Raw genomic sequence first — 24,789 nt, 5'->3', positions numbered from 1 at the left:
GCCGCTTTACGCCCACTCCTCGCTCGTGATCGCGAAGATCAGGTGGTCTTCCCAGACGCCGTTGATCTGCAGATACCGAAGCGACAGCCCTTCCCGGCGGAAGCCGGTCTTTTCCAGCACGCGGATGGAGGCCGTGTTGCGCGGCATGACCGCCGCCTGTACGCGGTGCAGTTCGGCTTTGGCAAACGCAAAATCCAGCACCTGCCTGACGGCCTGCGTCATACAGCCGCGTCCGCCACATGACTGGTCGAGAAAGTAGCCGATGGTGGCGTTTTGCCAGGCGCCACGCACGATGTTGGTAAGGTTGACGCGGCCGATCAGCTCGTCGCCTTCACGCAGAAAAACGCCAAATGCGTAGGCGGTACCCGCCGCGAAGTCGCGCTCGGCGGACGCCAGCTGCTCCCGCTGTCCCTCCAGGGTAAAAAACGACGCGGGACGGATCGGTTCAAACGGTTGAAGAAACGCCTGATTGCGAACGCGCAGGTCCAACATGGCCGGTGCGTCATTTGCCGTCAGGGGGCGGATGTACACGCTGGGTGCCTGTGAAGACATGGGGCGGTCCTCCTTATCCTCTTGATAGAATCTGGACCGCCAGTGTATCACGTATGCGTCCTTTTTGAAAAGACGGCTTGGCAGATTGGCCGGAACCGTACGGATGGGGCGCTAGCGCTCTTTTGCTACATCAGCGACTGTGCAAACGAACGTCCGAATTCCCGGCAGGTTTCCTTCTCCTGGGCGGACGGGGACAGTTCCACCTTCAACCCGTTCAACGGGACGTCTGCGCCCAGCGCAGTTACTTTTTCCAGCAGAATGTCGACGGCGGCTCCCACTTTTTCGTAGCCGGAGTCGCAAGAGCCGAATACCGCCGCTTTTTTGCCCCGCAGGTCAAGCCCTTCCATCTCTTCGTAAAAATCCAGAAACTCGTCTGGCAGTTCTCCGTCTCCCCACGTGTAGGCACCAAGCACAATGCCGTCATAGTCGGCCAAATCGGAAGCGGAGCAGTCCAGCACTTCCTTTACCTCCGGTTCGATTCCCGCCGAGCGAATGCCCTCGACGATTGCATCGGCCATCTCCCGGGTGTTTCCTGTCATGCTTGCATAAACGAGAATAATCGTTTTCATAAGCCCTCCGAATAGATAATGGTTATCATTTTCAATTACAAGATAATGAAAATGATTATCGTTGTCAACTATTATGTTTCGCTTCTTCTTCATTCAGATGTTGCCACCCGGGGAGGATTTTGATAGAGTAAAAGGAAATTCCATAACCATTAACAAATAGAGGTGCGCTGCGGAAGAGTACGTCTTGCCATACAAACGCGGGGGGCGTGGAAAGACGGAAAGGCCAAGGCGCCGAAGTTCTGGCCGTACCCCTCGGACGGCGAGGGCTGGGGTTCCCGTGAACAACGGTCGCCCTGTCATGAAAGGCACGGCCTTTCGTGGAGCGCTATTTACGGTTTGCTTTCAGGTATCAAAAAAGCAATGAGGATAGCGTCTGCACTCATTGCTTTTTCTACATTTTCACATACATGTGATGGAGGAGATTCACAGTGAACATGATGGATGCGCATGAAATTATCTCGTTTATTCAAAAAAGCGAAAAGAAAACGCCGGTGAAGGTATACCTGAAAGGGGAGCTGGACGGCATCGACTTCGGCCCAAGCGCCAAAACGTTTATCAGCAACGGCACGGGCGTGGTCTTCGGCGAATGGAAGGAAATCGAGCCGGTGCTGCAACAGCATAAGGATAAAATCGCCGATTACGTGGTGGAAAGCGACCGCCGCAACTCCGCCATTCCGCTGCTGGACACGAAAGGCATCCAGGCGCGCATCGAGCCGGGCGCGATCATCCGCGACCAGGTGAGCATCGGCAACAACGCCGTCATCATGATGGGGGCCGTGATCAACATTGGCGCTGTCATCGGAGAAGGAACGATGATCGACATGAACGTGGTGGTCGGCGGCCGCGGCACTATCGGGAAAAACTGCCACATCGGTGCCGGTGCAGTCATCGCAGGCGTGATCGAACCGCCGTCCGCCCAGCCGGTCGTGATTGAAGACGACGTGGTAGTCGGTGCCAACGCGGTGATTCTGGAAGGCGTTCGCGTCGGCAAAGGTTCCGTCGTGGCTGCCGGTGCGGTCGTCATCGAGGACGTTCCGCCGAACGTGGTCGTGGCTGGCACTCCGGCGCGCATCATCAAGCAGATCGACGAAAAGACACGCTCCAAGACGGAAATCAAGCAGGAGCTGCGGCAACTGTAGGAGCGTGAGTGAGAAGATGGCTACGGACTGGCGTTCACTCGACGAACAGTACATCGTCCCGACGTACAAACGGCTGCCGATCGCAATCGCCAGAGGAGAGGGCAACTATCTGTACGACACCGACGGCCGGGCGTATCTTGACCTGTTTACCGGACTGGCCGTCAATGTTCTCGGCCACTCCCATCCGCGGATTGTCCAGGCGCTCCGGGAGCAGGGCGAGCGGTTTTTGCACATCTCCAACATCTTTCTCAACCCGCCGGCGATCCGGCTGGCACAGCGGCTGATCGACAACACCATCCCCGGCAAGGTCTTTTTCTCCAACTCCGGGGCGGAGGCGACGGAAGCGGCGATCAAGCTGATTCACAAATGGACAAAAGCGGAGGGGGCCGGCCGGTCGGGTATCGCCGTCCTGCGCAACAGCTTCCATGGGCGCACGCTGGGAGCGGTGCGACTGACGCGGCAGCCCCATGTCTATCAGGATTTTCCCCAGCCTGACTTTCCCGTCTACGAGCTGGATGCAGAAGACGCAGAACAGCTTCGCGCCGTCTGCCGCAGCGAAAAGCCAGCCGCCCTCCTGATGGAGCCGGTGCTCGGCTCCGGCGGTGTGGTGCCGCTTTCCGAAGCGTTTCTGAAGGAAGCGGAGGCGATCTGCCGGGAAGAGGGCGTGCTGTTTGCCATGGATGAAATCCAGACCGGCATGGGACGAACGGGTCGTCTGTTCGCGTATCAGCACGCCGGAGTGACGCCTGATTTGATCCTGTTTGCCAAAGGAGTGGGCGGCGGTCTGCCGCTCGGCGGGGTGATCGCCGGCCAACGGCTGATGAATCTGTTCAAGCCGGGGGATCATGGCACCACCTTTGCGCCCTCGCCGCTCTCCGCCGCGCTGGGCAATGCGGTGCTGGACGAATTGCTCGACCCGGCTTTTTGTGACCAGGTGAGCGACGTGATCGGCTACCTGTGGGGCCGTCTGGAAGAGCTGAGACAGCGCCTGCCGGAGCAGCTTCATGCACTGCGCGGCAAAGGGATGATGGTGGGCATTCCGCTGAACGTTACACCCGAAGAAGCGGCCCGGCTGCAGCAAAACCTGCTGGCTGCGGGCTTCCTCGTCGACGTGACGCAAAAGACGATCGTCCGCCTGCTGCCTCCGCTTACCTTGACGCGGGCAGATGTGGACCGGTTTATCGACGAGTTTGCCCGTCAGCTGACGGCGCTCGGCACCGGAAAGGAAGTGTAGAGGGATGACCGATTCTGCGTTTGTGCAGATTCGCCGCGACTTGCATCAAATACCTGAACCCGGTTTTGCGGAGTACAAAACGCAGCGCTACCTGCTGGACTATCTGGAGCGGCTGCCGCAGGAGCGCCTGCAGATCAGGACCTGGCGCACCGGCATTCTCGTCAGGGTGCGCGGGCTTCATCCCAGGCGGACGATCGCCTGGCGGGCGGACATGGATGGTCTGCCGATCCGGGAGGAGACGACCTATCCGTTCCGCTCCAAGCACGAGGGGTACATGCACGCCTGCGGCCACGACATGCACATGGCGATCGGGCTGGGCATTCTGACCCATTTTGTGCACCATCCCGTCGATGACGATCTGCTCTTCGTGTTTCAGCCGGCCGAAGAAGGACCGGGCGGCGCCAAGCCGATGATGGAGAGCGAAGAATTTGCTGAGTGGCGGCCTGACTGCATCTTTGCGCTGCATATCGCGCCGGAGTACCCGGTGGGACACATCGCCACCAAGCCGGGTATCCTGTTTGCCAACACCTCGGAGCTGATGATTGAGCTGACCGGCAAAGGGGGGCACGCGGCCTTTCCCCACAAGGCAAACGACATGGTGGTGGCGGCCAGCCATCTGGTGACGCAGCTGCAGTCGATTGTGGCCCGCAACGTCGATCCGCTCGATGCGGCCGTCGTGACGGTGGGCAAAATCGAAGGGGGTACCCGGCAGAACATCATCGCGGAAACGGCGCGGTTGGAAGGAACAATCCGGACGATGTCGCTGGAGTCGATGGCCCGGGTGAAAAGCCGCATCGAGGCGCTGGTCAAAGGTATCGAAGCGGGTTTCGAGTGCACGGCTGCCATCGATTACGGCTGCGGGTACTGCCAGGTGTACAATCATGAGCTGCTGACGGAGCAGTTCATGGAGTGGGTGGGCACCCAGCGCCCGGACATCACGCCGATTCGCTGCAGCGAAGCGATGACGGGAGAGGACTTCGGCTTTTTCCTGTCAGAAATCCCCGGCTTGTTGTTCTGGCTCGGGGTGAATACCCCCTACGGCCTGCATCATGCAAAGATCGAACCGGACGAGCGGGCGATCGACATCGCAATCAGCCTGGTGACGGACTATCTGACCTGGCTGTCCGGACAGGAGGAATGGCCGATCTGAGCGACCCATTCATCAACCGAAGCCGTAGACAATGTACATCGTCGCATGGAGGGATGGGCCCCGCGTCTCGTTTTGGAGCGGACTTCATCCGCTTCTGTGCTGGGCGTCAAGCGAGCGAGCGGGCCCAATCTCCCATGCGCCTCGGACTTTGTCTGCATGCTGAAGCGACTCCACGCGAGTCGCTTTTTCTTTTATCTGAATAGAGTGTTGATAAGTCCTTCCTCCAGCACGAGATCCGCCTGTGGATATTGTGGATATTGTGAAAAAAGTTTGCGGGGCGACCACAACTATTTGCCGGCTTGGGCGTATAAGTTAATGCAAAAGAAATTGGGAAATTACGCGCTGAGAGAGGCGCAGAACATACTGGAGGATTGTGACATGAAGAAAGCATGGTTGTCTGCCCTGTTGTTGCTGACGATCGCCGGAGTTGGAAGCACGGCCCTGGGCGAAGGCGCGATGCGGGTCTATCTGAGCGGCGAGCGCATCGTCGATAGCTTGCCCGCTTCCACGAGCGCTTCGATGCAGAAACTGGTCAAGCGGATGGGAGGCTTTGTCGAGTACGATCAACGCTCCGGAAAACTGGAGATCGTCAAGCCGAACGTCAATATTCTCGTGCTGGAAGGCATTCAGCAATCCCGCAACAAGAACATCATTTTCAGCAATCCGATCAAAGGGTACAGCGACAAGGACGTGCCCCGGACGTTTAACGTGTTTGTCGAGGTGGATGACGCGCCGGTGACGAAAGACCTGAGGCTGCGCCTGGTGCTGATCGGCCCGGACGGCAAAGAGGTAGACCACGGCAAAGAGTGGAAGTACTCGACGCTGAACGCCAACAGCTTCTACTTCTCCGAACCGTTTGTCTCCACCAAATTGGAACTGTACGGAACGTACAAAGTGCAGCTGCAGATGAAGACAGAGAAGTCCAACGAGTACATCACCGTCGGTGAAAACAGCTTTACCGTCGGACGATAGCCCAATGAGAAAATTGGCTTGGTCGCGTTTCCACATGGCTTGTTGTCATGGTATAATGAGTAACAAATGACGTTTTGCGTCACCCTGATGCAAGTACATGAGAGAAAGGAACGATGGGAGCGAATGGAGACAAATCCCGCGCGGTCATCCACAGACATAGAAGGCCCGAGTATACGGATTGCCTGGAAAGATGAGCATTCGATCCTGGCCCAATGGCACATGACAAAGGAGTTCGAACGGGAAGTGGAGCGGAAATTTGCCATCCCGTTTGCCGAACTGCCATTTGTCCTCCGCCTCTTTGATGTGACAGACCGCAACGAGATCCGCAACGACGGCACCGACCTCTACACTGACTTTGACATTAACCACCGCTCATCGGAGTGGATCCTCTACGGCGTCACACAGGGCTTGCGCTACTGTGTGGATTTGGGGATTCGAATGGTTGATGGCAGATTTTATTCGCTGTCCCGATCTCAACCGATTTGATCAACGTACGCATTAAAACGGCTCTCCACTCGGGAGAGCCTTTTTTTGTCGTCCGGCCGCTCACGGTTTGCGCGGCTGGAAGTACTGGATGCGTTTGTTGAACAGGTGCAGCTCCGCCTTGTATTCGCGGGCCAAATAGCGGCAGAATTCATTTGCCTTGTTCATATCGCCGTGCGTGGCCGACTCCGGCAGGGAGACCTGAATGAAAAACTGCTCCTGGCCGTTCTCCTCGCGGGAGCCCACGCCCACGATGATGGCCTTGTAAAGATTGGGATCCTTGCCTTTCAGCAAAAACCAGGAACCCTTCCCTTCCGGCCGCTCCTCGATCACGTACGGAAAGGCGGCGTCCGCGTAGGTCCACCCCAGTTGTTCCCCCGTTTTTTTCGTCATCTCAATGTATCGCTCAAACTTTGCCTTGACGTCGTCGATGTCCGCTTTCGTGGCTGTGGAACCTTCCACGAAATAGATGTAGGCCGATTTCAGGTTCACGATTGCCGTCACTCCTAGTCCCGGGAATCTCTTGCGATTAGTGTAGCATTTCCTGCCACTCATTGGCAATGCGACATGTTACAAGGAAAATAATTGCGCGTCTTTTCTGAAAAGTGTAAAATAAATATCACATTCATTACAGGAAAGAGAAACAATGATAAAGGATCGTGGAGGAATGGACCCGATGCACGAGGTTTCAATTCGAAACGTTTATGAAGCATTAAACACGATGCGCGCCATTGATGTCGTCAACAAGGAAGACTGGGAACGGGCGGCCAAGGAAGCGGAGCTGGATTCGTCCGTGCAATTGAATATTCTCTGGATCATTTACTGCTACGAAGGCGTCCGCGTGACGCAGATCGCTGAATGGACCTTTTGGCATCCGTCTTCCATCGTCATTCATATCAAAAAGCTGGTGGAAAAAGGGATGGTCTCGATCGAAAAGTCGGAGCTGGACGGGCGCGTGGTGCACGTCTACCCGACGCAGAAGGGACGGGAAGTGATCGAAGCGAGCAGGCGGAACGTACCGTCGATATTTCGGCTCACCTATGCGCTGGAAAAGCTGGAGGAGCGGTACAGTTCGGCCGTTGTGGAACTGTTCTTTGAATGTTTGTCGTTTGTCGCCCAATCGTTGCATGGAGCGGAAAAAGTTCGCTGGATTCAGGAAGGGGAGGACCGCGTTCCCAACCTTCGCCATCTGATCAGCTAGGATCACAGCAGGATTGGTGAGCAAAAGAGGCGGCAGAACACCCAGGCGCTTTTGTGCGGCCACGAGGCTGCTGCGAGGGCAGGGGTGGAAATCTGCCGCTTTTTTTGATATACTGATAAACAATCCGAAAATTTCATCAATTTGCTTTTCGGACATCAATGCCATGAGGAGGGATTGCTGATGGAACGGTTCGACCACTTGTACGACGTTGCGGAGACTGCTCAGGTGCGCTTCTTCGGTGTTGCGACGGAACTTGCACGGCACGACTTTGGGATCGTCTTCACCAACAAGTTTGATGGTAAGCCGCTGGTCATCTGTATGCAGACGGGGCAATCCACTCTTCTCAGTTCGGAGGACGCGGTCAATCCAGAGTACCTGAAAAAGGTTTTTCGGATCGACTGCCAGAATGAAGCAGAAATGCTGTCGCAGTTTTTCCAGGAGTGTTTGCCATCGGTGCCGTTGGAAGATAACCAGTACTGACATCGGGCAGAAGGATTCCTTCTGCCCGTTTTTGTCTTGGGGAGGGAGGAGAATGGACAGCTATTTCCATGCCTGGACGGTCGCCGATCCGGTCGCGGCGGTCGTGCTGGTGCACGGAACTGGCGAGCATCACGGACGCTACAAGCATGTGGCGGCCTTTTTGAATGACCACCGCGTGGATGTATTCAGCGGGGATCTGCCCGGGTGGGGTCGTTCGCCGGGGAAAAAGGGGCACATTGATTCGTTTTCACAGTATCTGGACGCCGTGGAAACCTGGACGGAGCGGGCGCTCAAGGCAGCTGGAGACGAGCGGCCCGTTTTTCTCCTGGGGCACAGCATGGGCGGTCTGGTGGCGGTGCGGTTTGTCCAGCGGTATGAGAAGCGGCGTCAGCTGGCCGGGTTGATGCTCAGTTCGCCCTGCCTGCAGTTGAAGATCGACGTGCCAGTGTGGAAGGCCAGGCTGGCGCAATGGCTGGATCGCGCCATGCCCAGGCTGGTGATGGCAAACGGGATCACGGCGGACATGGTCTCCCGCGATCCGCAGGTGCAGGCGGAATACGTAAACGATCCGTACATCTATTCCAAAGTGAGCGTCCGCTGGTTCCAGGAGCTCAACCGGGCCATGCGGGCCGCCTGGGAAGAGCGGGAGCGGCTTGACCTTCCCGTGCTGGTGCTGCAGGCAGGAGATGACCAACTGGTCGATCCGGACGGAGTGGAACGGTTTGCGTCCGGCTTGCCGGCGGAGGTCACCTTTGTCCGTTTTCCCGGACTGCGCCACGAAGTGCTGAACGAACCCGAGCGGGAGGACGTGCTGCGGCAGATGCTGGAGTGGCTGAAGCGACACGGTGGTCAATGATAAATGTGACATACTAAATTGGCGATATTGTGTGTGTTTTTCGTATTGACTCTCATTAGTATGTCATATTAATATAAAAGTACCATCACATTTTGATGTCACTTTTGGCTGATCTGCGCTTAGGCAGTACGAACGCGGAGGGATTTCGAATATGGGTACGATTGTTTGTCAGAGTTGTGGGACGATTATCGAGCATTTTGAAAGCAACCAGGTGAAAACGCTGTACGGGATCTGCAACTGCGACTGCTGCCCCAGTGAAAAACAGGAACAGGAGTAACATGCAAATAGTTCGTCAGGCGCTTGTCGATAGCGCCTGATTTTTTTTGACATCCATTGCCATATGTCGGATAATTGGTAAAAGAGGGAGAAACGTCACAAAAGGAGGAATCGTTACAATGAAGAGAACCCCCATCCGAGGTTTGTTGGCGGCGGCGCTGCTGGCCACGACCCTGTGGAGCGGGACTCCGGCTTTTGCGTACTACGTAGGGGAAGAAGTCCGCATCGACTCAGGCAATCCGGTCATTTCCAAAGCCGGTTTTGACATTTCCAAGGATTACGCTGTCTGGATCGCAGAGGGCGAAAAAGTTATCACTCTGTATGATCTCGATGAGCATAAAGAAAGTCAAATCGGGGACAAGCAATCTGCCAAATCCCACCTGCGCGTGGATGGCAAGTACGTGTCCTGGATCGATTCCCGTCACGGCGGTTCGGATGTCTACCTGTACGACATCGCAAAGAAAAAGGAAGTGCGCCTGACGGACGGCTCGACAGAAGCGATGGAACTGGAACTGGCCGGAAACTACGTGGCCTGGAGCGGCAAACATGGCGGAAAATCCGACATTTACCTCTACAATATCAATACCGGGGAAGAAGTCCGGATCTCCACAAGCGGCCAGGCGAGCAAACCGACGGTAAGCCCCTCGTATGTCGCGTGGGAAGACCGTCGAAACGGCAACGTCGACATTTACTACTACGACATCAAGAGCGGACGGGAACGCGCAGCGGTTACCTCGCTCGGCCATCAGACCAATCCCTCGATCTATGATGACCAGATCATTTACCAGGACGAGCGATACGACGACCTGTACGTCTACATGATCGGCCGCGAGCGAAACAAGCGCCTGACGGACGACTCCAACGAGCAGGCATACCCGCATCTGTACGGAGATACATACGTGTATATCGAAGAGGGTGCACTGATGATCGGCGATGTAGACTACGACGATGCGGAGGAGTTGGACGAAGAGGTCTACGACAAGCTGCCGCCGCGCATTTACGGCGATTACGTGATCTTTGCGAAACAAGACGGCGACAAGAAGGTGCATCTCTATCTGTACGACTTGGACGAAGAAGAGTTGGTCCCAATCGGCGGCTTGTCCGGAGAACCGAGCCAACCGGACGGCGATGACCGCTATGTGGTCTACCTCAATGAAAACAAGAAATCATCTTCGGTGGTTCTGCACGATCTAAAAACGCAGACCAGTTCCGTGATCAGCAAATCCGGTTCGGAGCCGCGCCGTCCCCTGGTCAGCGACCGTTATGTCGTCTGGTATGACGCTGAGGACGAAGCGTTGATCGCGTACGACATTCGCCGCGGTACCCAGAAGAGGGTGACGAGCAGCAAGGACGAACCTTCCGACACGCTGTACGAACTGGACGGCAGCAAGCTGGCGTGGATCGACGATGACCGCGATCTGTACGTAACCGACTTGTCCACGGAAAAAACCGAGGATATTGCAAGGGTGAGCAACCCCAAGGCTGTTGACATTTACGGCAACTACGTGCTGTGGGTAACGGAACGCTCCGGAAAAGACAGCATTTACCTGTACGACCTGGACGATGAGGACGAGACGGAAGTGCGCACCAATGCTGACATTACCGGGGCCAGCGTGGGCGACAACGTCGTTGTGTGGAGTGAATATTCATCCAAAACCAAATCGTACGATCTGTACTATTACGACATTCGCCGGGACCGTACCGATGTGCTCACGCGTTGGACGGACGGGGATCAGATTGAACCGCAGGCGTCCCGCAACCTGGTCCTGTTCAAGGAAAAGCGCGGTTCGCGCAATAAAGACTTCAGCTACGAGTTGTACGACATTGAAGACGAAACGTACAGCAGGTACTACTGGTCCGATGATGCGGAAATGGATGAAGTTCGCCTGAGCGGCAACCGCGTGGTGTGGATTGATAACCGCGACGGCAATCCGGCCGTGTACACGCTCGCAGTCACAGACCCGCGGGACGATGAAGACGACGATGAACCGTCGGGCGATTACCGGGATTACAATTTCCTCAAAGTGCTGGAGGACGACTCGTTCTTTGACATTATTGACGAGAACGACTATGAAGACATCTATTTCGTCTTCTTTGTCGGCACAAAGAACGAAGTGTCCCTGAACTTCCTGGATGCGCTGAGTGACGCCGATCTGTTTTTAGACTTGGTGTATGAATCCGGTCTGGACAACGTTGTCATCCGCGTGTACAAATAATTTTTCAGACAAAACAGGCAGGCTGCGAGGGCGTGGTTCCCTCCTGGCCTGCCTGTTTATGATTATCAAAAAAGCCGCTGCACTCGAGATGAGGCAGCGGCTGTCACTGGCTTTAGCCGGAGATGGCGGCCTGCTGTTTGACCACCTTGACGGTCCGAAGCGTCTCGTCTTCCGGCCCCTGTACCGGGAGACCGACGCGAATGTTTTCCTGAATGTAGGCGATGTTGTCGGCCGTAATCACTTCGCCGGGGAGAAAAATCGGGATGCCCGGCGGGTAGACCATGATGAATTCGGTAATGACGCGGCCCTCCGCTTCCGCCAGCGGGATGACCTCCGTCTCCGCGTAAAACGCGTCGCGCGGCGTCATGGACAGCACGGGGATTCTCGGCAGGACAATTGCCGGCTTTTCCTCCGCCTGCACATGGGCAAATTCCACTGCCAGCTCGCGCAGAGCGTTGACGAGTACCTCAATCGTCTCGTCCGTGTCGCCGGGGGTGATGAGACAGAGCACGTTGTACAGGTCGCTCAATTCCACTTCGATGTTGTACTTGTCCCGCAGCCAGTTTTCCACTTCCCAGCCGGTGATGCCAAGATCCCGCACGTGGATCAGGAGCTTCGTCGGGTCCATTGCATACGTCGCCGGTTTGCCGAGTATTTCCCGGCCGATGCAGTAGATGCGGGGAATCTCGTTGATCATCTTCCGCGCCTTGTCGGCGAGCCGAATCGCTTCGTCCATCATCGCCCGTCCGTTCAGGACCAGATGCTGCCGGGCCATGTCCAGCGACGCCAGCAAAATGTACGATGTGGAAGTGGTGGTCAGCATGCTCATCACCGTTTTCACCCGGTCGATGTCCACGAGTCCTTCCCGCACGTTGAGAATCGAGGTCTGGGTGAGCGACCCGCCCAGCTTGTGTACGCTGGTGGCCGCCATGTCCGCCCCCGCCTGCATCGCGGAAATGGGCAGGTCCTCATGAAAATGGATGTGCACGCCATGGGCCTCGTCCACGAGTACGGGAATGCCGTATTGGTGGGCGATGCGCACAATTTCCCGCAGATCCCCGGCGATGCCGTAATAGGTGGGATTGATCACCAGCAGAGCGGCCGCGTCCGGATGGGTCTGCAGCGCTTTTTGCACGGCCTTGACCGTAATCCCGTGGGAAATCCCCAGGCGTTCGTCCATGGCCGGGTGAATGAACACCGGAACGGCTCCGGCAAAAATAACCGCCGACATGACGGATTTATGCACGTTGCGCGGCACGATGATCTTGTCACCCGGTTTGCAGGTGGCCATGATCATCGCCATGATCGCACCGCTTGTCCCTTGTACGGAAAAGAATGTATGATCAGCGCCGAACGCTTCGGCGGCCAATTCCTGAGCCTCTTTGATCATCGCCTTGGGATGATGCAGATCGTCCAGAGGAGCAATGTTGATGAGGTCAATCGAGAGCGCATTCTCCCCGATAAACTCGCGGAATGCCGGGTGCATGCCCATGCCCTTCTTGTGACCCGGAATGTGAAACTGGATGGGATTTTTTCGGGCGTGCTCCACCAACCCGCTGAACAGAGGAGTTTTCATTTGACTCATACGATCGCCTCGCTTTACCAGAAAGATGAATATGCGAAAATGATGGATGCAACGAAACAAACAAAGTTGAGTATAGCAAAAAGCATCGGGAAAGCAAGCGGATTTTTATTCATGTATGCGTTTACAGGCAGGAGTTTTGCCCCTGCACCGAGAAGTTTTGTGATAAGCGAGGTGAAGAGGATGAAAACGAGAGTAACGGAACTGCTTCACATCCGCTATCCCATCGTCCAGGGGGGATTGGCGTACCTGGCCTACGCCGAGCTAGCTGCAGCCGTCTCCAATGCCGGCGGTCTGGGGCAGATCACGGCAATGTCCCTGCCGTCACCCGAGGCCCTGCGCGAACAGATTCACAAGGTACGAGCGCTGACAGACAAGCCGTTCGGCGTCAATTTTGCCATCGGCCAGCACGGTCGTCCGTACGAACACATGCTGGAGGTCGCGCTGGAGGAGGGCGTCAAGGTCATATCAATCACCGGCGGCAACCCGGAACCGCTGATTCGACGAACCGACGGCCATGACGTGAAAAAGCTGGTGCTCGTCGCCTCCGTGCGGCAGGCGCAAAAGGCGGAAGCGATCGGTGCCGATGCAGTTATGGCTGTGGGTCAGGAGGGCGGCGGCCATTTGGGGCGTGACGACATCGGGACGTTTGTGCTCATTCCCCGCGTCGTGGATTCGGTGAAAATTCCCGTCCTGGCCAGCGGCGGCATTGGTGACGGTCGCGGTCTGCTCGCGGCGATGGCGTTGGGAGCGGACGGCGTGGAGATGGGCACCCGATTCATCGCAACGCAGGAATGCGTGCACGCCCATCCTGCCTATAAGGACGCACTGTTAAAAGGCACAGAGCACGATACGGCCGTCATCAAGCGAACGCTTGGCACACCCGCTCGCGTCGTGCGCACCCCTGGCTCCGACCGAATCCTGCAGCTGGAGCAGGAAGGCGCTGACTACGAACGCTTGAAGCCCTACATCAGCGGCGAGCGCAATCGTACCTTCATCTACGAGGGGAACGCTGAGGAAGGCTTTGGCTGGGCCGGGCAGGTGATCGGCTTGATCCACGATGTGCCGACCGTGCAGGAACTCTTCGAGCGGATGTTCCGGGAGGTGGAGGAAAGACTTGCTGCGCTGCGCGCCAGTGTCGAGCGGGAATAGCCGATACCGCTTATTCCCATCTCTCGTCCGGTACGCGAGACAATGAAAAAAGAACAGGCACGCCTCATTTTCGATAGAAAGCGGACCTGTTCTTTTGCATATATTCTCACTACCTTTAGCGAGAAGCAGCCAGCGAACCGGACCTGCACAGGTTGTACAGCCTGGTCAGCACGGCAAATGTATCGTCCATTCGCTGCAGCAGCTTGTCGCCGTCGGCCAGCACCGGATCGTGCCGGTCGATGGTAATGCCGCAGAGAATCTCCGCTTTTTTCACGGCAGCCAGCCTGTCCACCAGCTTGAGGATGCCCTCCCGTCCCAATTCAGCCTGCGGGGTGCTGTCCGGCTGGGTGTGGTCGGGGGACCAGCGGAAATCATCGGGGACGATCTCCAGGATCTCATCCAGATGCCGCTTCATCGATTGACTGATCTCCTCTTTTACGGGCGATTCGTAGATGACGGCGTACCAGACAAACAGGTGCGTGCCCCACAGCCCCACCTGAAAATGCGGGTGCTTTTTATACCCGCGCTTGTCGGGAGCCCAGGCCACCCATGTATCGTTTGGCGGATTGACGGTCCGGCGGGCGTGTTTGGCCACATGGTAAAACATTTCGCTGCCGCACGCCGTGGAGAGCGTCGGGGCGAAATGATGGCCGAGCGCCTCCAGTTTCGGGCGGATGACGGTTTTGATCGCCTCCATCCGGTTATCCAAGCCGTCAATGGCAAATACGTCAAAGTCTTCCTGACGAAAACCTGAAAACGTTTTCATGAAACGGACACCTCGCTTCAGACTGTCTCGCAAGTTGCCCGCGAGAAACGGGCAGGCGTCCCCGTCAAGGGAGCTTGTAATCCCCCATATGATAACATAACAAGCCGGAAAAAAATACATGTCGGGAAATGAATAGCAATCCAAGCCGCAGAATAATATGATATACCACTCGCTCCCGTCTGCAGCAACATTGTCTGAGTATTCTGTGAATGGGGGTGGATGAACTACGACAAGGAATCTGGAGTTTGGGGAGCTGGCAGGTTGGCTTGGCCGGACCACCGGCACGCGATGCCGCACACACTCGAAAGCGGGAGCAGCGTCTCGTGAAGGGAGTCCTACAGGCAGTTTCTTTTCCGCGCGAACACCCCCGACGGCATGGCCGAATGAACGTACCGGCACCTCGTCGGTAAAGCGCATTCGGCAGGAAGAGGCCGTCAGAACAGTCGAAACAAAAGGAGCTGAGAAAACAATGATCCACGAAAAGGCTTGCAATGTAACCATGGATCAGGTGATTGCCGCTCTGAAACGACGCGACGCCGAAGAACGCATACCCGTCCTGCGCCTGGAACTGGACTACGAACTGGCCACGCTGTACGATGCGCTGCAGGAGAATGACAAGGTGCAAATTCGCAAATCAACCGAACGGTTAAAGCAGCTCAGCCGTGAAATGCTGCTGCTGGAAGCGTAACGAACGACTGGAGGAACGTACAGGAAGATGAGTCTCGAACATGTGCATAGAGAATAAAAAAAGCGACATCTCGTCATGGTAGGTGTCGCTTTTTTTGGTCTCGGAATGGGGCGCGGAAGGCGTCTTTTTGCTCGCGGTGTATCTGCTACAATGAAAGGGAAACGCGTCTGCGGGAGGGATGAGCGCATGTGGAAGCGCATATACCACACGTTGGAGCGGACATTCCCGTCGTTTACCGTGGATGAGTGGTGGGGGGTGACCGAGCCGTTCGCCCGCATGGCGGGGAGCGTACTGGTGCAGAATACGACCTGGATCAATGCAAGCAAAGCGCTTGACAGACTGGAAGAGGCGGGATTGCTTGAACCGGCGGCACTGGCTGGCGAGACGGTCGAACGACTGGCGGAGGTGATTCGTCCGGCCGGATTTCAGCGGGCGAAAAGCGCTGCGCTGCTGCGGCTGGCCGGGTGGGTCGTGGAGCATGGCGGAGTGGACAGGCTTCGCCGGTTGACAGACAGCACGGACGAGCTGCGCCGACAGCTTCTGCTCCTGAAAGGAATCGGGCCGGAGACGGCGGACACGATCCTGGCCTACGCATTGACCCGGCCGACCATTTCCGGGGACGCCTATACCCGTCGATTGTGGCAGCGGCTCACCGGCGAAGTGCTTTCCTACGAACAGGTGCGGCGGGCCATTCTGGCGGAGCTGACGGAGGCGGAAGACCTGCGCCGGCTGCACGGTTTGATCGTGGAGCACGGCAAGGCGATTTGCGCAAAGCGCCTTCCCCGCTGTTCGGCCTGTTTGTTTGCAGACGATTGCCGATATTTGCATGATTCCATTTGAATTGCCCGACCGGACGGAGGTACAATAGTAGAGGATTTTGGCATTTACGCACCACCAGAAAGGAAGAAAACATCGCATGGAACCACTCCTATCATTGACGGCCGACACGCCAATCTTGCTGTTGACCGTGCTCGCGTTTAACCTCCTCCTGCTCGTGCTCATCATCATGCAGTCCGTGCGGATCAAACGGCTGCGCAAATCGCTCAACCGGCTGCTGTCGGGGACGGGCGGGGCCAACCTGGAAGAGGGCATGCACCGGCTCATGGACGAAGTGGTCGAGGTGAAGAAGCGGCAGGATGACCAGCAGTTTACGCTGAACCGCCTGGCGCAGCGCGTTGGAAGCCAGTGTGCCAACGTGGCGCTCGTCCGCTACAATGCGTTCGCCGAACTGGGCAGCGACTTGAGCTTTTCGCTTGCCATCGTGGACGACGCGCAGAACGGCGTGGTCATCACCAGCATCTACGGACGGGATGAATCGCGCATGTATGCCAAACCGGTGCAGGGCGGCGAATCTCCTTATCAGCTCTCCGAGGAAGAACGTACCGCCATTCGCAAAGCGATGAACAACAGTGCTGGCCGACTGGATGAGAAAAGCCGGTAAATCCTACAGGAATGGCACGCATTGCACAGATTCAGGGAGTTCTTTTTCCCTCCTCGCCATTTCTTGGGGATATTTGAGCTTTTTGCGAAAATTCATCCGCTTTTCGCTCAAGACTTTTGCCTGCACATCGTGTATAATAAAAGTGTCAAGGACGGTTTAATTACAAAAAGTAGGTGATCCGCCTTCATTACCCAAATCGATTATCGATTCACGGGGCAAGGCCAGATTCTACAACGTTCCTTTGTTGACACGTAGCGTATCTCCTCAATTGGCAGTCGTTATTGTCTGAACGAGCCAGGAATTTACAAGAATTGAGGAGATAGTATGGCACAGCGTTTAGCAACCAATTACGCCAAGGCCTATTTCACGATGAATGAAGAAGAGCTGGACCGATTTGTCGCGCTCTTCGCCAATGAACACATTTCAGTCGATGTTAAAGTATGCGACAACGGTGATCGTGACGTGTTGCTGACGGATCAGAACGGGGAGATCCAACTGACCTTCCACCGGACTGGCAACCGTTATTCGTGTGAAAGTTCCTACCTCATCCGAGACATGCAGTTGGCCAACGCGATGCGAAAAGCCATGAAAACATTTCGCGGTCACGGAATCGTGCACCGAATCTACGACGGATTTACAATCGTCTACCATTACGACGAAGGCTCTGTCGTAAGCATTCAGGAAGTCTCCGGCGACGAAGAGGTGTCCATCTTCGAGAACACCGAGGGAAACGTTGCACGGGAACTGGAATCCCTGTTCCGGCAGATGGGCAGCGAACAGGAGATCGAATCGATTCGGCAAGAGACGGATCGATGGCTTGATTTGCGTAATTGGGCAAAGAGAACGGCCCCGGAAAAGGTCAATGCGATTGATCTTCGACTGGCCGCGTTGTCACGCCGTTTGTTTCAATTGGAAGCATAAGAGCAAGCAAAAAATGGGCGCATCCGCCCATTTTTTGTTTTCCTGGTTTTTCTCCAAAAAAAGTATTGTCATTTGGGCAGAAGCATGGTATGTTTGTTTTCGTTGGAAACAAGATTAGGAACCAGGATTCACTTTAAAGGGTGGATTACATGAGGAAAACCGCCCCCGTTAGTGAATGACGCAGGTCCTAGCGATGTTTAACATTACACTTGCTAGGAAGGGGGAAACCGAAAGATGGAATACTCGACTTTCGGAAGACACGTTGCCGTTGACACATGGGGAGTTCAGTTTGATTTGTTGAACGACGCCGAATATTTGAAGAAAGAAATGATTGAGGCTGCCGAAGCGTGTGGCGCCACCGTATTGGGCGTGCAAGCCAAGCAGTTTTCTCCTCAAGGGGCTACCGTTCTGGTTCTCCTCTCGGAAAGCCACCTGTCCATTCACACCTATCCCGAGCGCGGATTTGCCGCTCTGGACTGCTACACCTGTGGCGAAACTGTCGATCCGCAAGTGGCGATCGACTACCTGATTTCCGTGCTGAAGCCGGAAAAAGTGTACGCGAAGAAACTGGTACGCGGCACCGGCGAACTGCAAGTTTCCGAACCGGAAATCAAGACGTTTGAAGTAGCAAGCAAGTAACAATCGCCAGCAAAGCCAAGAGGTGCGGAATCATCCGCACCTCTTTTACGTCAATCCTGCTCCGGGATTGGCGGCTGAGTGACATCCAATCGTCGTTCATCGCAGGTGTCCATTGTGCCGTTTTTCACAACCTGATAATATGAAAGGTACGCATACCTAGAGGAGGTACACATGAAGCGTCTTGACATCCGCAACATTGCGATTATTGCCCACGTCGACCACGGGAAAACGACGCTGGTTGACAAATTGCTGATCCAATCGGGGACGTTCCGCAGCAACCAGCAGGTGGAGGAGCGGATGATGGACTCCAACGATCTGGAGCGGGAGCGAGGCATTACCATCCTGGCGAAAACGACGTCCGTCAAATACAAGGAGTATACCATCAACATCCTGGACACGCCCGGCCACGCCGACTTCGGCGGTGAGGTGGAGCGGATCATGAGCATGGTGGACGGTGTGCTGCTTATCGTCGACGCATTTGAAGGCTGTATGCCGCAGACCCGTTTCGTGCTGAAGAAGGCGCTGGAAGCGAAGGTGACGCCGATCGTCGTCGTGAACAAGGTGGACCGGGAAAACGCCCGTCCCCAGGAAGTGATCAACGAGGTGTACGATCTGTTCATCGACCTGGACGCGACGGAAGAGCAGCTGGAGTTTCCGATTGTATACGCATCCGGTCTGCAGGGCATTGCGGGGATGGAGCCGGATCAATTGCAGGGCGACCTGGGCCCGCTGTTTGAAACGATCGTCAAGCACATTCCGGCGCCGGAAGCGGATGAAGCGTCTCCGCTGCAGATGCAGGTCACGATGCTGGATTACAACGACTTTTTGGGCCGCATCGGCATCGGCCGGATTTACCGCGGGACGATCAACGTCAACGACATGGTGGCTGTCGTCAAACGGGACGGCTCGATCAAGCGGATGCGCGTGCAGAAGCTGTTCGGCTTTTCCGGCCTGCAGCGCGTGGAGCAAAAGACGGCCAAAGCGGGGGACATTGTGGCGATCGCCGGACTGGAGGACATCAACGTCGGCGAGACCGTCTGCCACGTCGATCATCCCGACCCGCTGCCCCTGTTGAAAATTGACGAGCCGACGCTGCAGATGACCTTCCTCGTCAACAACAGTCCGTTTGCCGGACGGGAGGGCAAGCACGTCACCTCCCGCAAACTGCGCGACCGGTTGATGGCGGAGCTGGAGACAGACGTGTCGCTGCGTGTGGAGGAGACCGATTCGCCCGACGCGTTTATCGTATCCGGCCGGGGCGAACTTCATCTCTCCATCCTGGTGGAAAACATGCGCCGGGAAGGGTTTGAGCTTGCCGTCTCCAAACCGGAAGTGATCGTGCGGGAAATCGACGGCCAAAAAATGGAGCCGGCGGAGCGCCTGATTATCGATGTGCCGGAGGAGTACACGGGTGCCGTCATGGAGACGCTGGGTCAGCGCAAGGCAGAGATGGTCAACATGATCAACAACGGCTTCGGCCAGGTGCGGATGGAGTTCATCATTCCCTCCCGCGGGCTGATCGGCTACCGCACCGAGTTTTTGACCATTACCCGCGGATACGGCATCATGAACCATTCGTTTGACAGCTACCGTCCGTACGTTCCCGGCAGCGTGGGCGGCCGCCGTGCCGGCGTGCTGATCTCCAACGAGACGGGCACAGCGACCACGTACGGTCTGATGTCCGTCGAAGACCGCGGCGTGATGTTTATCACCCCGGGGACAGAGGTGTACGAGGGGATGATCGTAGGCGAGCACAACCGGGACAACGACTTGACCGTCAACGTCTGCAAGGAAAAGCACGCCACCAACGTCCGCTCGGCGACCAAAGAAGAGACGGTGAAGATGAAAACCCCCCGTCTGCTGACGCTGGAGGAAGCGCTGGAGTATCTGAACGACGACGAACTGTGCGAAGTGACGCCGCAGTCTGTCCGCCTGCGCAAGAAGTTCCTGACCAAGTCGGAGCGGGAGCGCTACGAAAAGCAAAAACGCTGGGAAGCGCAGGCACAGGCGTAACGACAACGGAAGAAGCCGTACTGTCTATACAGGCAGCACGGCTTTTCTTTTTTCCGTCATGCGGTTTGCTCGTGGGATTGGCTACAGCTGTTTCAGGATGTTTAGTTCTTCCTCGGCGAGGATGATCTGCTGCAGCGATTCTGTTCCGTTTCGCACGGTGCTTTGCAGGACACGGACTACGCCGTCCTGGTTTTGCACCACAATCGTTCGCACTTGGCCCAGTCCGCTTTTTCTCACCGAGTCGTACATGGTGCGGTAGGCGAACCGCTCCTGCAAAAATTGCACGCTGGCCATCGCTTGTGCATGTTTCACCCGTTTCCCTCCCGCTCTGCTGAATGGTCACTACTTCATAGGTAAGCGGACGGATCGCGTTTTATGATACTGCTGCATGCGCAGGGTTCTCATTTTGACAGGGCACGGGCCAACTGATAAAGTTAAATGGACAGATTTTATCGTAGGAGTGAAACCAGATTGAAAATCGGATGCCATATCAGCGTTGGCAAGGGACTGGAACAAGCAGTCCTGCGCGCCATTGAGCTGGGGGCGGAATCGCTGCAGGTGTTTACGAAGAACCCGCGCGGTCTGCGCCCGAAAAAAATTGACTACCGGGACGCGACCAAAGGGGTGGACCTGCTGCAAAAGCACGATCTCACCCTGGTCTGCCACACCCCCTACATCACCAACCTGTCTACGCCCAAGCCGGATCTGCAGGAAGTGACGATTCGCTCGATTTTGGAAGATTTGCATATTGCCGAAGCCTACGGGGCGGTCGGCGCCGTGGTGCACTGCGGCAAGCACGTCGGCGAAGGGGAAGAATACGGGACAAAACGAATGGTAGAGACGTTGGACCTGATTCTGGAGCAGTACGACGGTCCGGTCAAGCTCCTGCTGGAAAACACGGCTGGCCAAGGCTCCGAACTGGGACTGACGATCCGGGATCTGATGGAGATTCGCGCCGCCACCCGTTTCCCCGAGAAAATCGGGTTCTGCTTTGACACGTGCCACGCCTTTGCCGCCGGGCAGTGGAGAGGAGAGACGTTTGACGACCTGCTGGAAGAGATGGAGCGGACAGGCTATCTGGAGCACCTGGTGGCGATCCACTTCAACGACAGCAAGGCCCCTTTTGCCAGCCGGAAAGACCGCCACGAAAAAATCGGCAAAGGGGAGATTGGCAGTGAAGCGCTGGCCAAATTCCTGGTGAGCGACAAACTCCAGCACCTGCCTGTTGTATTGGAAACCCCAGTGGAAGACGAACGGGAGTACGCAGACGAGATGGTGTACCTGCACGAACTGCGCCGCGAGGGCCTGGACGCTGCGGGGCAGGAGGGGTGACGCATGGAGTGGTTTGAGCTTGCCTCCACCTATTCACCAGCCGCACCGGACCAGCTGTCGGCGTACGACAGCTTCCGCTTGTGGGCGGACCACTACCGCACCTGGATCATTTTTGTCGAGTTGATCATCGTGTACTATCTCGGGTTTGCCACCCGCTGGCGCATGCCGATTCTGAAAACGCTCCTGTTGTATGTGCTGCTCTTTATCGGCGCATTGATTTTTGCCATTCTGGACGTGCAGCTCCCGGTGAAAAGCGCACTTTTGGTCGCCGTTGCCATTCTGGTGATCGTCAAGATGCGGAACAAGCCGGGAGAACGCAGCGGGAAGTGAGGGAACCGTCGTGAAGCGGGAGGATGCGCTCTACAACTGGCTGCAGATTCAAATCGTCGCCGACGCGCGGCCGGATGACCGGTCCGCTCTGGATACGGCAGCATTTTTCGCGGACATCCTGAGAGAGGACCACCAGGCATCGGAATGCGAGTATCGCCGCGAAGGGGACTGGTACGTGGTTCGCTGCGTCTTCCCCGACGAAGTCTGGGAACGCCGCTATCCCTCGGAGGAAGCGGAATCGCTTTTGGCTGCAATCGAAAACGAACCCCGGTATAACGAGTAGAACCGGCATGAGGCTCCGCCGAACGAAAGAACGGTTGGGACTTCGGCATTATCCCCGTCTCCGCCAGAGGCGGGGTTTTTTTGTGTCGTTTGTCCCAATCTGGTCTCGGCATCCCCCGTTTTTGGTCGTAACTGCAACCTTTGCAGGAAACCTGTCGTCTGTTAGGGTGTCCAGGGCAGGAACTACATAGAGAGGAGAAGGCAGCATGAAGAAAATAGGAACCAAGCCCGTATTGGCAGTCGTGACTGCCGCGGCGATCATCGGGGGAGTGACTCCGCTCCTGGCAGATGCGAGCACCCCCGTACCCGCAACAAACAGCACCAAAGTTGTCATGAACGATGAAAGCAAACACGTCACCCGATACAATCTGAAAGAGTTGGCGGCAAACGATCCGGCGACGCTGAACATGCTGTTGAAAACGCAGGCCGACCACCTGTATCTGGTCGTAAAAGAGATCGGGCTGGACGCCAAATTGCGGACGTACATCGAGGAACATCCGGAAGAGTGGGAGCGCGTCTACCGCGAACACTACGCCGACATCTACCTGGAAGTCCGTTTTGACGTCGATGAACAAGGTTTCATCAGCGTGAAACCGGAGACCCGCGACACAATTACGTACCTGAAAGGGAAAGTGTCGGAACATGTGACCAAAGTAGTCGTCGAAAAGCCAAACGGCGGCACGATCGAAGTGATTCCCACCGCGGAGGATACCTTCACGGTCAGCTTTACGGCGATCGTAAGCGCCACGCCGCAGTACGCGACAGTCAAGGCGTACGTGGACGACAAGCTGGTGGACACCCGCAAGGTGCAGGTAAACACGGGAACTGTCGTGCAGGCCGACGTGCTGATTCACACCTTGGCTCTGTTGGATGAGAAGAAACAGGAACTGAAAGTAAACGGCATCATCAGCCAGGAAGCGGACAAGGTGGTCGTCACGTACAACGGCAAATCCAAAGAAGCGAACGTGAAAAAACTGTGGCAAGGCGTCGGCTCTTTCTCTGTCAGCCTGAAGGACGTACAGGCCGGCAAAGGCAAGGTGTTGATCGCAGCTTACAAAGACGGCAAGAAAATCGATTCCGAATCCGTGGAGCTGAAGGTAATCAACGACGCTGACAAGCCGCACAGCTACCGCATCGAGGGAACCGCAACGATCAATGCCAAGGAAAAACAGGTTCGCGTGAAAGGAAGCATTGACGGCCTGAACGGCAAGGGCAAGGTGAAGCTGTACGTCGTGGCGCCGGACGGCAAAAAGCACGAGGTGAAAGTGAAAGACGGCCGGTTTGAGGCGAAGCTGAAGTACCACGATCGCTCGTACAGCGCGAAAGCAGTCCACCTCGAGCTGTACCTGGACGGCAAACTTGTGGCCAAAGCCGACATCCCGCACAACAAGCCGGTCAACGGCGATGACGATGAAAAAGGCAAAGACAAGGGGAAAGACAAGGATAAGGGACCGAAAGGCAACGGCAATGGGAAAAAGCACGGTGATGACGACGATCACAAATAAGGCTTACTGTCGATAGGCCTGCACGTAATCGATCAATTGGCGGATGTAATCGCCGATAATCGGGACGGACAGGAACTGGCTGAGAAAAGAGCCGAGCAGCACCAGGACGATGGCCGTACCGATCGTCAATCCCAGGCCTCGGGCAAGACCTGCGAGGAAGTTGATCCACAGCAGCTTGCTCGGGGCTGTATAATTTTGAATCACGTCGGCGAGGCGGATATCCTCCAGAAAGAGGGCGATTTTGTCCATCCGTTCGTTCAGTTTGCGCACTTCCTGCAGCTCTGCCAGCAGCTTGTCGATCTTGGCCAGCAAGCGGTCGGTGGGGGATGGGGGCATGCGGCTCTCCTCCTGTCTTGCATTCGTTCCCGTTACGTATCAGTGTAGGAAAAAAACGGGTGAGAAGCAAGGTGTTGGACGGAAAGGTTTGCCTATCGCCAGGCGGGTAGGTACAATAGACGTACATTCCCTTTTCAAGGAGGCATCGGAATGGCTGAAACCGTTTCCCAAACGCTTTCGGAGGAACTGTTCGCGCTTTTGCAGCAGGAGCGTTTTGTCACACTCGGAACGATTGACCACGAGTCCGGCGCTCCGTCGCTCAGTTCCCTTTCCTGGACGTTTGCGCCGACGCCGCAGTTGATCCGTTTCGCCGTAGACAACCGCTCTCGTATTTTGGCCAACATTGCCAAGGAACCGCAGGTCGTGCTGCACTTGATCGGGGCCGGTTCCTCCTATGCCATCAACGGCAGGGCGACGATCAAGACGGAACGGATGGAGAATGTCCCGCTGAAGCTGGCGATGGTGGAAGTGGCCATCGAGGCCGTTCGCGACGTGATGTTCTACGGCTCCCGCATCTCGGTCGAGCCCCAATATGAAAAGACGTACGACAAAAAAGCGGCCAGCAAACTGGACAACCAGGTGATGACCGCATTGAAAAACGCAACGTGATCGGGTTACCAGCATAATGAAAAACAGGTTGACAGGTACTGCCGATTTCGGTAGTATAAGGTCAA

Annotated in this window: 28 protein-coding genes, 1 pseudogene and 1 riboswitch; of the genes and pseudogenes, 22 read left to right on the top strand and 7 right to left on the bottom strand. The window is 56.2% G+C overall.

Annotated elements, in window-relative coordinates; genetic code table 11:
- Positions 1-6 precede the first annotated feature (6 nt).
- Positions 7-552 (bottom strand): GNAT family N-acetyltransferase, encoded by a 546-nt coding sequence (locus tag ETC00_RS02780; RefSeq protein WP_171564438.1) that lies wholly within the window; start codon positions 550-552, stop codon positions 7-9.
- A gap of 125 nt (positions 553-677) precedes the next feature.
- Positions 678-1,121 (bottom strand): flavodoxin, encoded by a 444-nt coding sequence (locus tag ETC00_RS02775; RefSeq protein ID WP_171564437.1) that lies wholly within the window; start codon positions 1,119-1,121, stop codon positions 678-680.
- Positions 1,122-1,270: 149 nt separating this feature from the next.
- Positions 1,271-1,457: riboswitch (Lysine riboswitch) on the top strand.
- A gap of 92 nt (positions 1,458-1,549) precedes the next feature.
- On the opposite strand from ETC00_RS02775, the gene dapD reads away from it, so the two are divergent.
- From dapD to ETC00_RS02750, 5 genes are all read left to right on the top strand, one after another.
- Positions 1,550-2,260, top strand: a complete 711-nt coding sequence (gene dapD, locus ETC00_RS02770) for a 2,3,4,5-tetrahydropyridine-2,6-dicarboxylate N-acetyltransferase (RefSeq protein WP_171564436.1) — start codon at positions 1,550-1,552, stop codon at positions 2,258-2,260.
- Between the two features lie 16 nt (positions 2,261-2,276).
- On the top strand, positions 2,277-3,494 hold the full coding sequence (locus ETC00_RS02765; protein ID WP_171564435.1) for an aspartate aminotransferase family protein: 1,218 nt from the start codon (positions 2,277-2,279) through the stop codon (positions 3,492-3,494).
- Between the two features lie 4 nt (positions 3,495-3,498).
- On the top strand, positions 3,499-4,644 hold the full coding sequence (locus ETC00_RS02760) for an N-acetyldiaminopimelate deacetylase (RefSeq protein WP_171564434.1): 1,146 nt from the start codon (positions 3,499-3,501) through the stop codon (positions 4,642-4,644).
- 378 nt (positions 4,645-5,022) lie between these two features.
- Positions 5,023-5,616, top strand: coding sequence for a hypothetical protein (locus tag ETC00_RS02755; protein WP_171564433.1), 594 nt, complete (start codon positions 5,023-5,025; stop codon positions 5,614-5,616).
- A 66-nt stretch (positions 5,617-5,682) separates the two neighbouring features.
- Positions 5,683-6,102: a DUF4912 domain-containing protein gene (locus ETC00_RS02750; RefSeq protein WP_311837303.1), complete on the top strand. Its 420-nt coding sequence runs from the start codon at positions 5,683-5,685 to the stop codon at positions 6,100-6,102.
- Positions 6,103-6,162: 60 nt separating this feature from the next.
- Here the strand turns inward: ETC00_RS02750 and ETC00_RS02745 are convergent, their stop codons facing one another.
- Positions 6,163-6,591, bottom strand: a complete 429-nt coding sequence (locus ETC00_RS02745) for a DUF1885 family protein (RefSeq protein WP_171564431.1) — start codon at positions 6,589-6,591, stop codon at positions 6,163-6,165.
- Positions 6,592-6,775: 184 nt separating this feature from the next.
- Between ETC00_RS02745 and ETC00_RS02740 the strand changes: the two genes are divergently transcribed.
- From ETC00_RS02740 to ETC00_RS02720, 5 genes are all read left to right on the top strand, one after another.
- Positions 6,776-7,300: a MarR family winged helix-turn-helix transcriptional regulator gene (locus ETC00_RS02740; protein ID WP_171564430.1), complete on the top strand. Its 525-nt coding sequence runs from the start codon at positions 6,776-6,778 to the stop codon at positions 7,298-7,300.
- Between the two features lie 180 nt (positions 7,301-7,480).
- On the top strand, positions 7,481-7,780 hold the full coding sequence (locus ETC00_RS02735) for a DUF3055 domain-containing protein (RefSeq protein WP_171564429.1): 300 nt from the start codon (positions 7,481-7,483) through the stop codon (positions 7,778-7,780).
- A 52-nt stretch (positions 7,781-7,832) separates the two neighbouring features.
- Positions 7,833-8,636 (top strand): alpha/beta hydrolase, encoded by an 804-nt coding sequence (locus ETC00_RS02730; protein ID WP_171564428.1) that lies wholly within the window; start codon positions 7,833-7,835, stop codon positions 8,634-8,636.
- Between the two features lie 151 nt (positions 8,637-8,787).
- Positions 8,788-8,913, top strand: coding sequence for a GapA-binding peptide SR1P (locus ETC00_RS02725; RefSeq protein WP_171564427.1), 126 nt, complete (start codon positions 8,788-8,790; stop codon positions 8,911-8,913).
- 118 nt (positions 8,914-9,031) lie between these two features.
- Entirely contained in the window at positions 9,032-11,128 is a 2,097-nt protein-coding gene (locus ETC00_RS02720; protein ID WP_171564426.1) for a hypothetical protein, read from the top strand.
- A 112-nt stretch (positions 11,129-11,240) separates the two neighbouring features.
- Here the strand turns inward: ETC00_RS02720 and ETC00_RS02715 are convergent, their stop codons facing one another.
- A complete protein-coding gene (locus tag ETC00_RS02715) occupies positions 11,241-12,713 on the bottom strand; it encodes an aminotransferase class I/II-fold pyridoxal phosphate-dependent enzyme (protein ID WP_171564425.1) in 1,473 nt (490 codons plus the stop codon).
- 39 nt (positions 12,714-12,752) lie between these two features.
- Between ETC00_RS02715 and ETC00_RS02710 the strand changes: the two genes are divergently transcribed.
- On the top strand, positions 12,753-13,862 hold the full coding sequence (locus ETC00_RS02710) for an NAD(P)H-dependent flavin oxidoreductase (RefSeq protein WP_311837315.1): 1,110 nt from the start codon (positions 12,753-12,755) through the stop codon (positions 13,860-13,862).
- 115 nt (positions 13,863-13,977) lie between these two features.
- Here ETC00_RS02710 and ETC00_RS02705 read toward each other — a convergent pair whose 3' ends face one another.
- Complete coding sequence (locus ETC00_RS02705; protein WP_171564423.1) at positions 13,978-14,628, bottom strand: YktB family protein; 651 nt, start codon at positions 14,626-14,628, stop codon at positions 13,978-13,980.
- Between the two features lie 406 nt (positions 14,629-15,034).
- On the opposite strand from ETC00_RS02705, the pseudogene ETC00_RS02700 reads away from it, so the two are divergent.
- The 6 genes and pseudogenes from ETC00_RS02700 to typA form a co-directional block, all read left to right on the top strand.
- Positions 15,035-15,316: pseudogene (locus ETC00_RS02700) on the top strand (hypothetical protein); the annotation flags it as partial.
- Positions 15,317-15,502: 186 nt separating this feature from the next.
- Positions 15,503-16,156: an endonuclease III domain-containing protein gene (locus ETC00_RS02695; RefSeq protein WP_171564422.1), complete on the top strand. Its 654-nt coding sequence runs from the start codon at positions 15,503-15,505 to the stop codon at positions 16,154-16,156.
- A gap of 76 nt (positions 16,157-16,232) precedes the next feature.
- On the top strand, positions 16,233-16,757 hold the full coding sequence (locus ETC00_RS02690) for a DUF4446 family protein (protein ID WP_171564421.1): 525 nt from the start codon (positions 16,233-16,235) through the stop codon (positions 16,755-16,757).
- A gap of 324 nt (positions 16,758-17,081) precedes the next feature.
- Positions 17,082-17,678: a hypothetical protein gene (locus ETC00_RS02685; RefSeq protein WP_171564420.1), complete on the top strand. Its 597-nt coding sequence runs from the start codon at positions 17,082-17,084 to the stop codon at positions 17,676-17,678.
- Positions 17,679-17,912: 234 nt separating this feature from the next.
- Complete coding sequence (speD, locus tag ETC00_RS02680; protein WP_171564419.1) at positions 17,913-18,317, top strand: adenosylmethionine decarboxylase; 405 nt, start codon at positions 17,913-17,915, stop codon at positions 18,315-18,317.
- Positions 18,318-18,488: 171 nt separating this feature from the next.
- A complete protein-coding gene (typA, locus tag ETC00_RS02675) occupies positions 18,489-20,330 on the top strand; it encodes a translational GTPase TypA (protein WP_171564418.1) in 1,842 nt (613 codons plus the stop codon).
- Positions 20,331-20,411: 81 nt separating this feature from the next.
- Here the strand turns inward: typA and ETC00_RS02670 are convergent, their stop codons facing one another.
- Positions 20,412-20,642, bottom strand: coding sequence for a hypothetical protein (locus ETC00_RS02670; RefSeq protein ID WP_171564417.1), 231 nt, complete (start codon positions 20,640-20,642; stop codon positions 20,412-20,414).
- A gap of 159 nt (positions 20,643-20,801) precedes the next feature.
- Here ETC00_RS02670 and ETC00_RS02665 point away from each other — a divergent pair, with 159 nt between their 5' ends.
- The 4 genes from ETC00_RS02665 (at position 20,802) to ETC00_RS02650 (ending at position 23,779) form a co-directional block, all read left to right on the top strand.
- Complete coding sequence (locus tag ETC00_RS02665; protein ID WP_171564416.1) at positions 20,802-21,662, top strand: deoxyribonuclease IV; 861 nt, start codon at positions 20,802-20,804, stop codon at positions 21,660-21,662.
- Positions 21,663-21,665: 3 nt separating this feature from the next.
- The gene (locus tag ETC00_RS02660; RefSeq protein WP_171564415.1) at positions 21,666-21,992 is read left to right on the top strand and encodes a YlaH-like family protein; all 327 of its coding nucleotides are present in this window, start codon (positions 21,666-21,668) and stop codon (positions 21,990-21,992) included.
- A 10-nt stretch (positions 21,993-22,002) separates the two neighbouring features.
- Complete coding sequence (locus ETC00_RS02655; RefSeq protein WP_171564414.1) at positions 22,003-22,275, top strand: hypothetical protein; 273 nt, start codon at positions 22,003-22,005, stop codon at positions 22,273-22,275.
- Between the two features lie 205 nt (positions 22,276-22,480).
- Positions 22,481-23,779, top strand: a complete 1,299-nt coding sequence (locus tag ETC00_RS02650) for a hypothetical protein (RefSeq protein WP_171564413.1) — start codon at positions 22,481-22,483, stop codon at positions 23,777-23,779.
- Between the two features lie 3 nt (positions 23,780-23,782).
- On the opposite strand, the gene ETC00_RS02645 is transcribed toward ETC00_RS02650, so the two are convergent.
- Entirely contained in the window at positions 23,783-24,115 is a 333-nt protein-coding gene (locus ETC00_RS02645; protein WP_171564412.1) for a DUF5665 domain-containing protein, read from the bottom strand.
- 150 nt (positions 24,116-24,265) lie between these two features.
- On the opposite strand from ETC00_RS02645, the gene ETC00_RS02640 reads away from it, so the two are divergent.
- A complete protein-coding gene (locus tag ETC00_RS02640; RefSeq protein WP_171564411.1) occupies positions 24,266-24,724 on the top strand; it encodes a pyridoxamine 5'-phosphate oxidase family protein in 459 nt (152 codons plus the stop codon).
- Positions 24,725-24,789: the final 65 nt, after the last annotated feature.

The sequence above is a fragment of the Brevibacillus sp. MCWH genome (genome assembly GCF_013096935.1).
Taxonomy (GTDB): domain Bacteria; phylum Bacillota; class Bacilli; order Brevibacillales; family Brevibacillaceae; genus Brevibacillus; species Brevibacillus aydinogluensis.
Note: the sequence above shows the minus strand (reverse complement) of the source record. Positions and strands in the feature narration are given on the sequence as shown.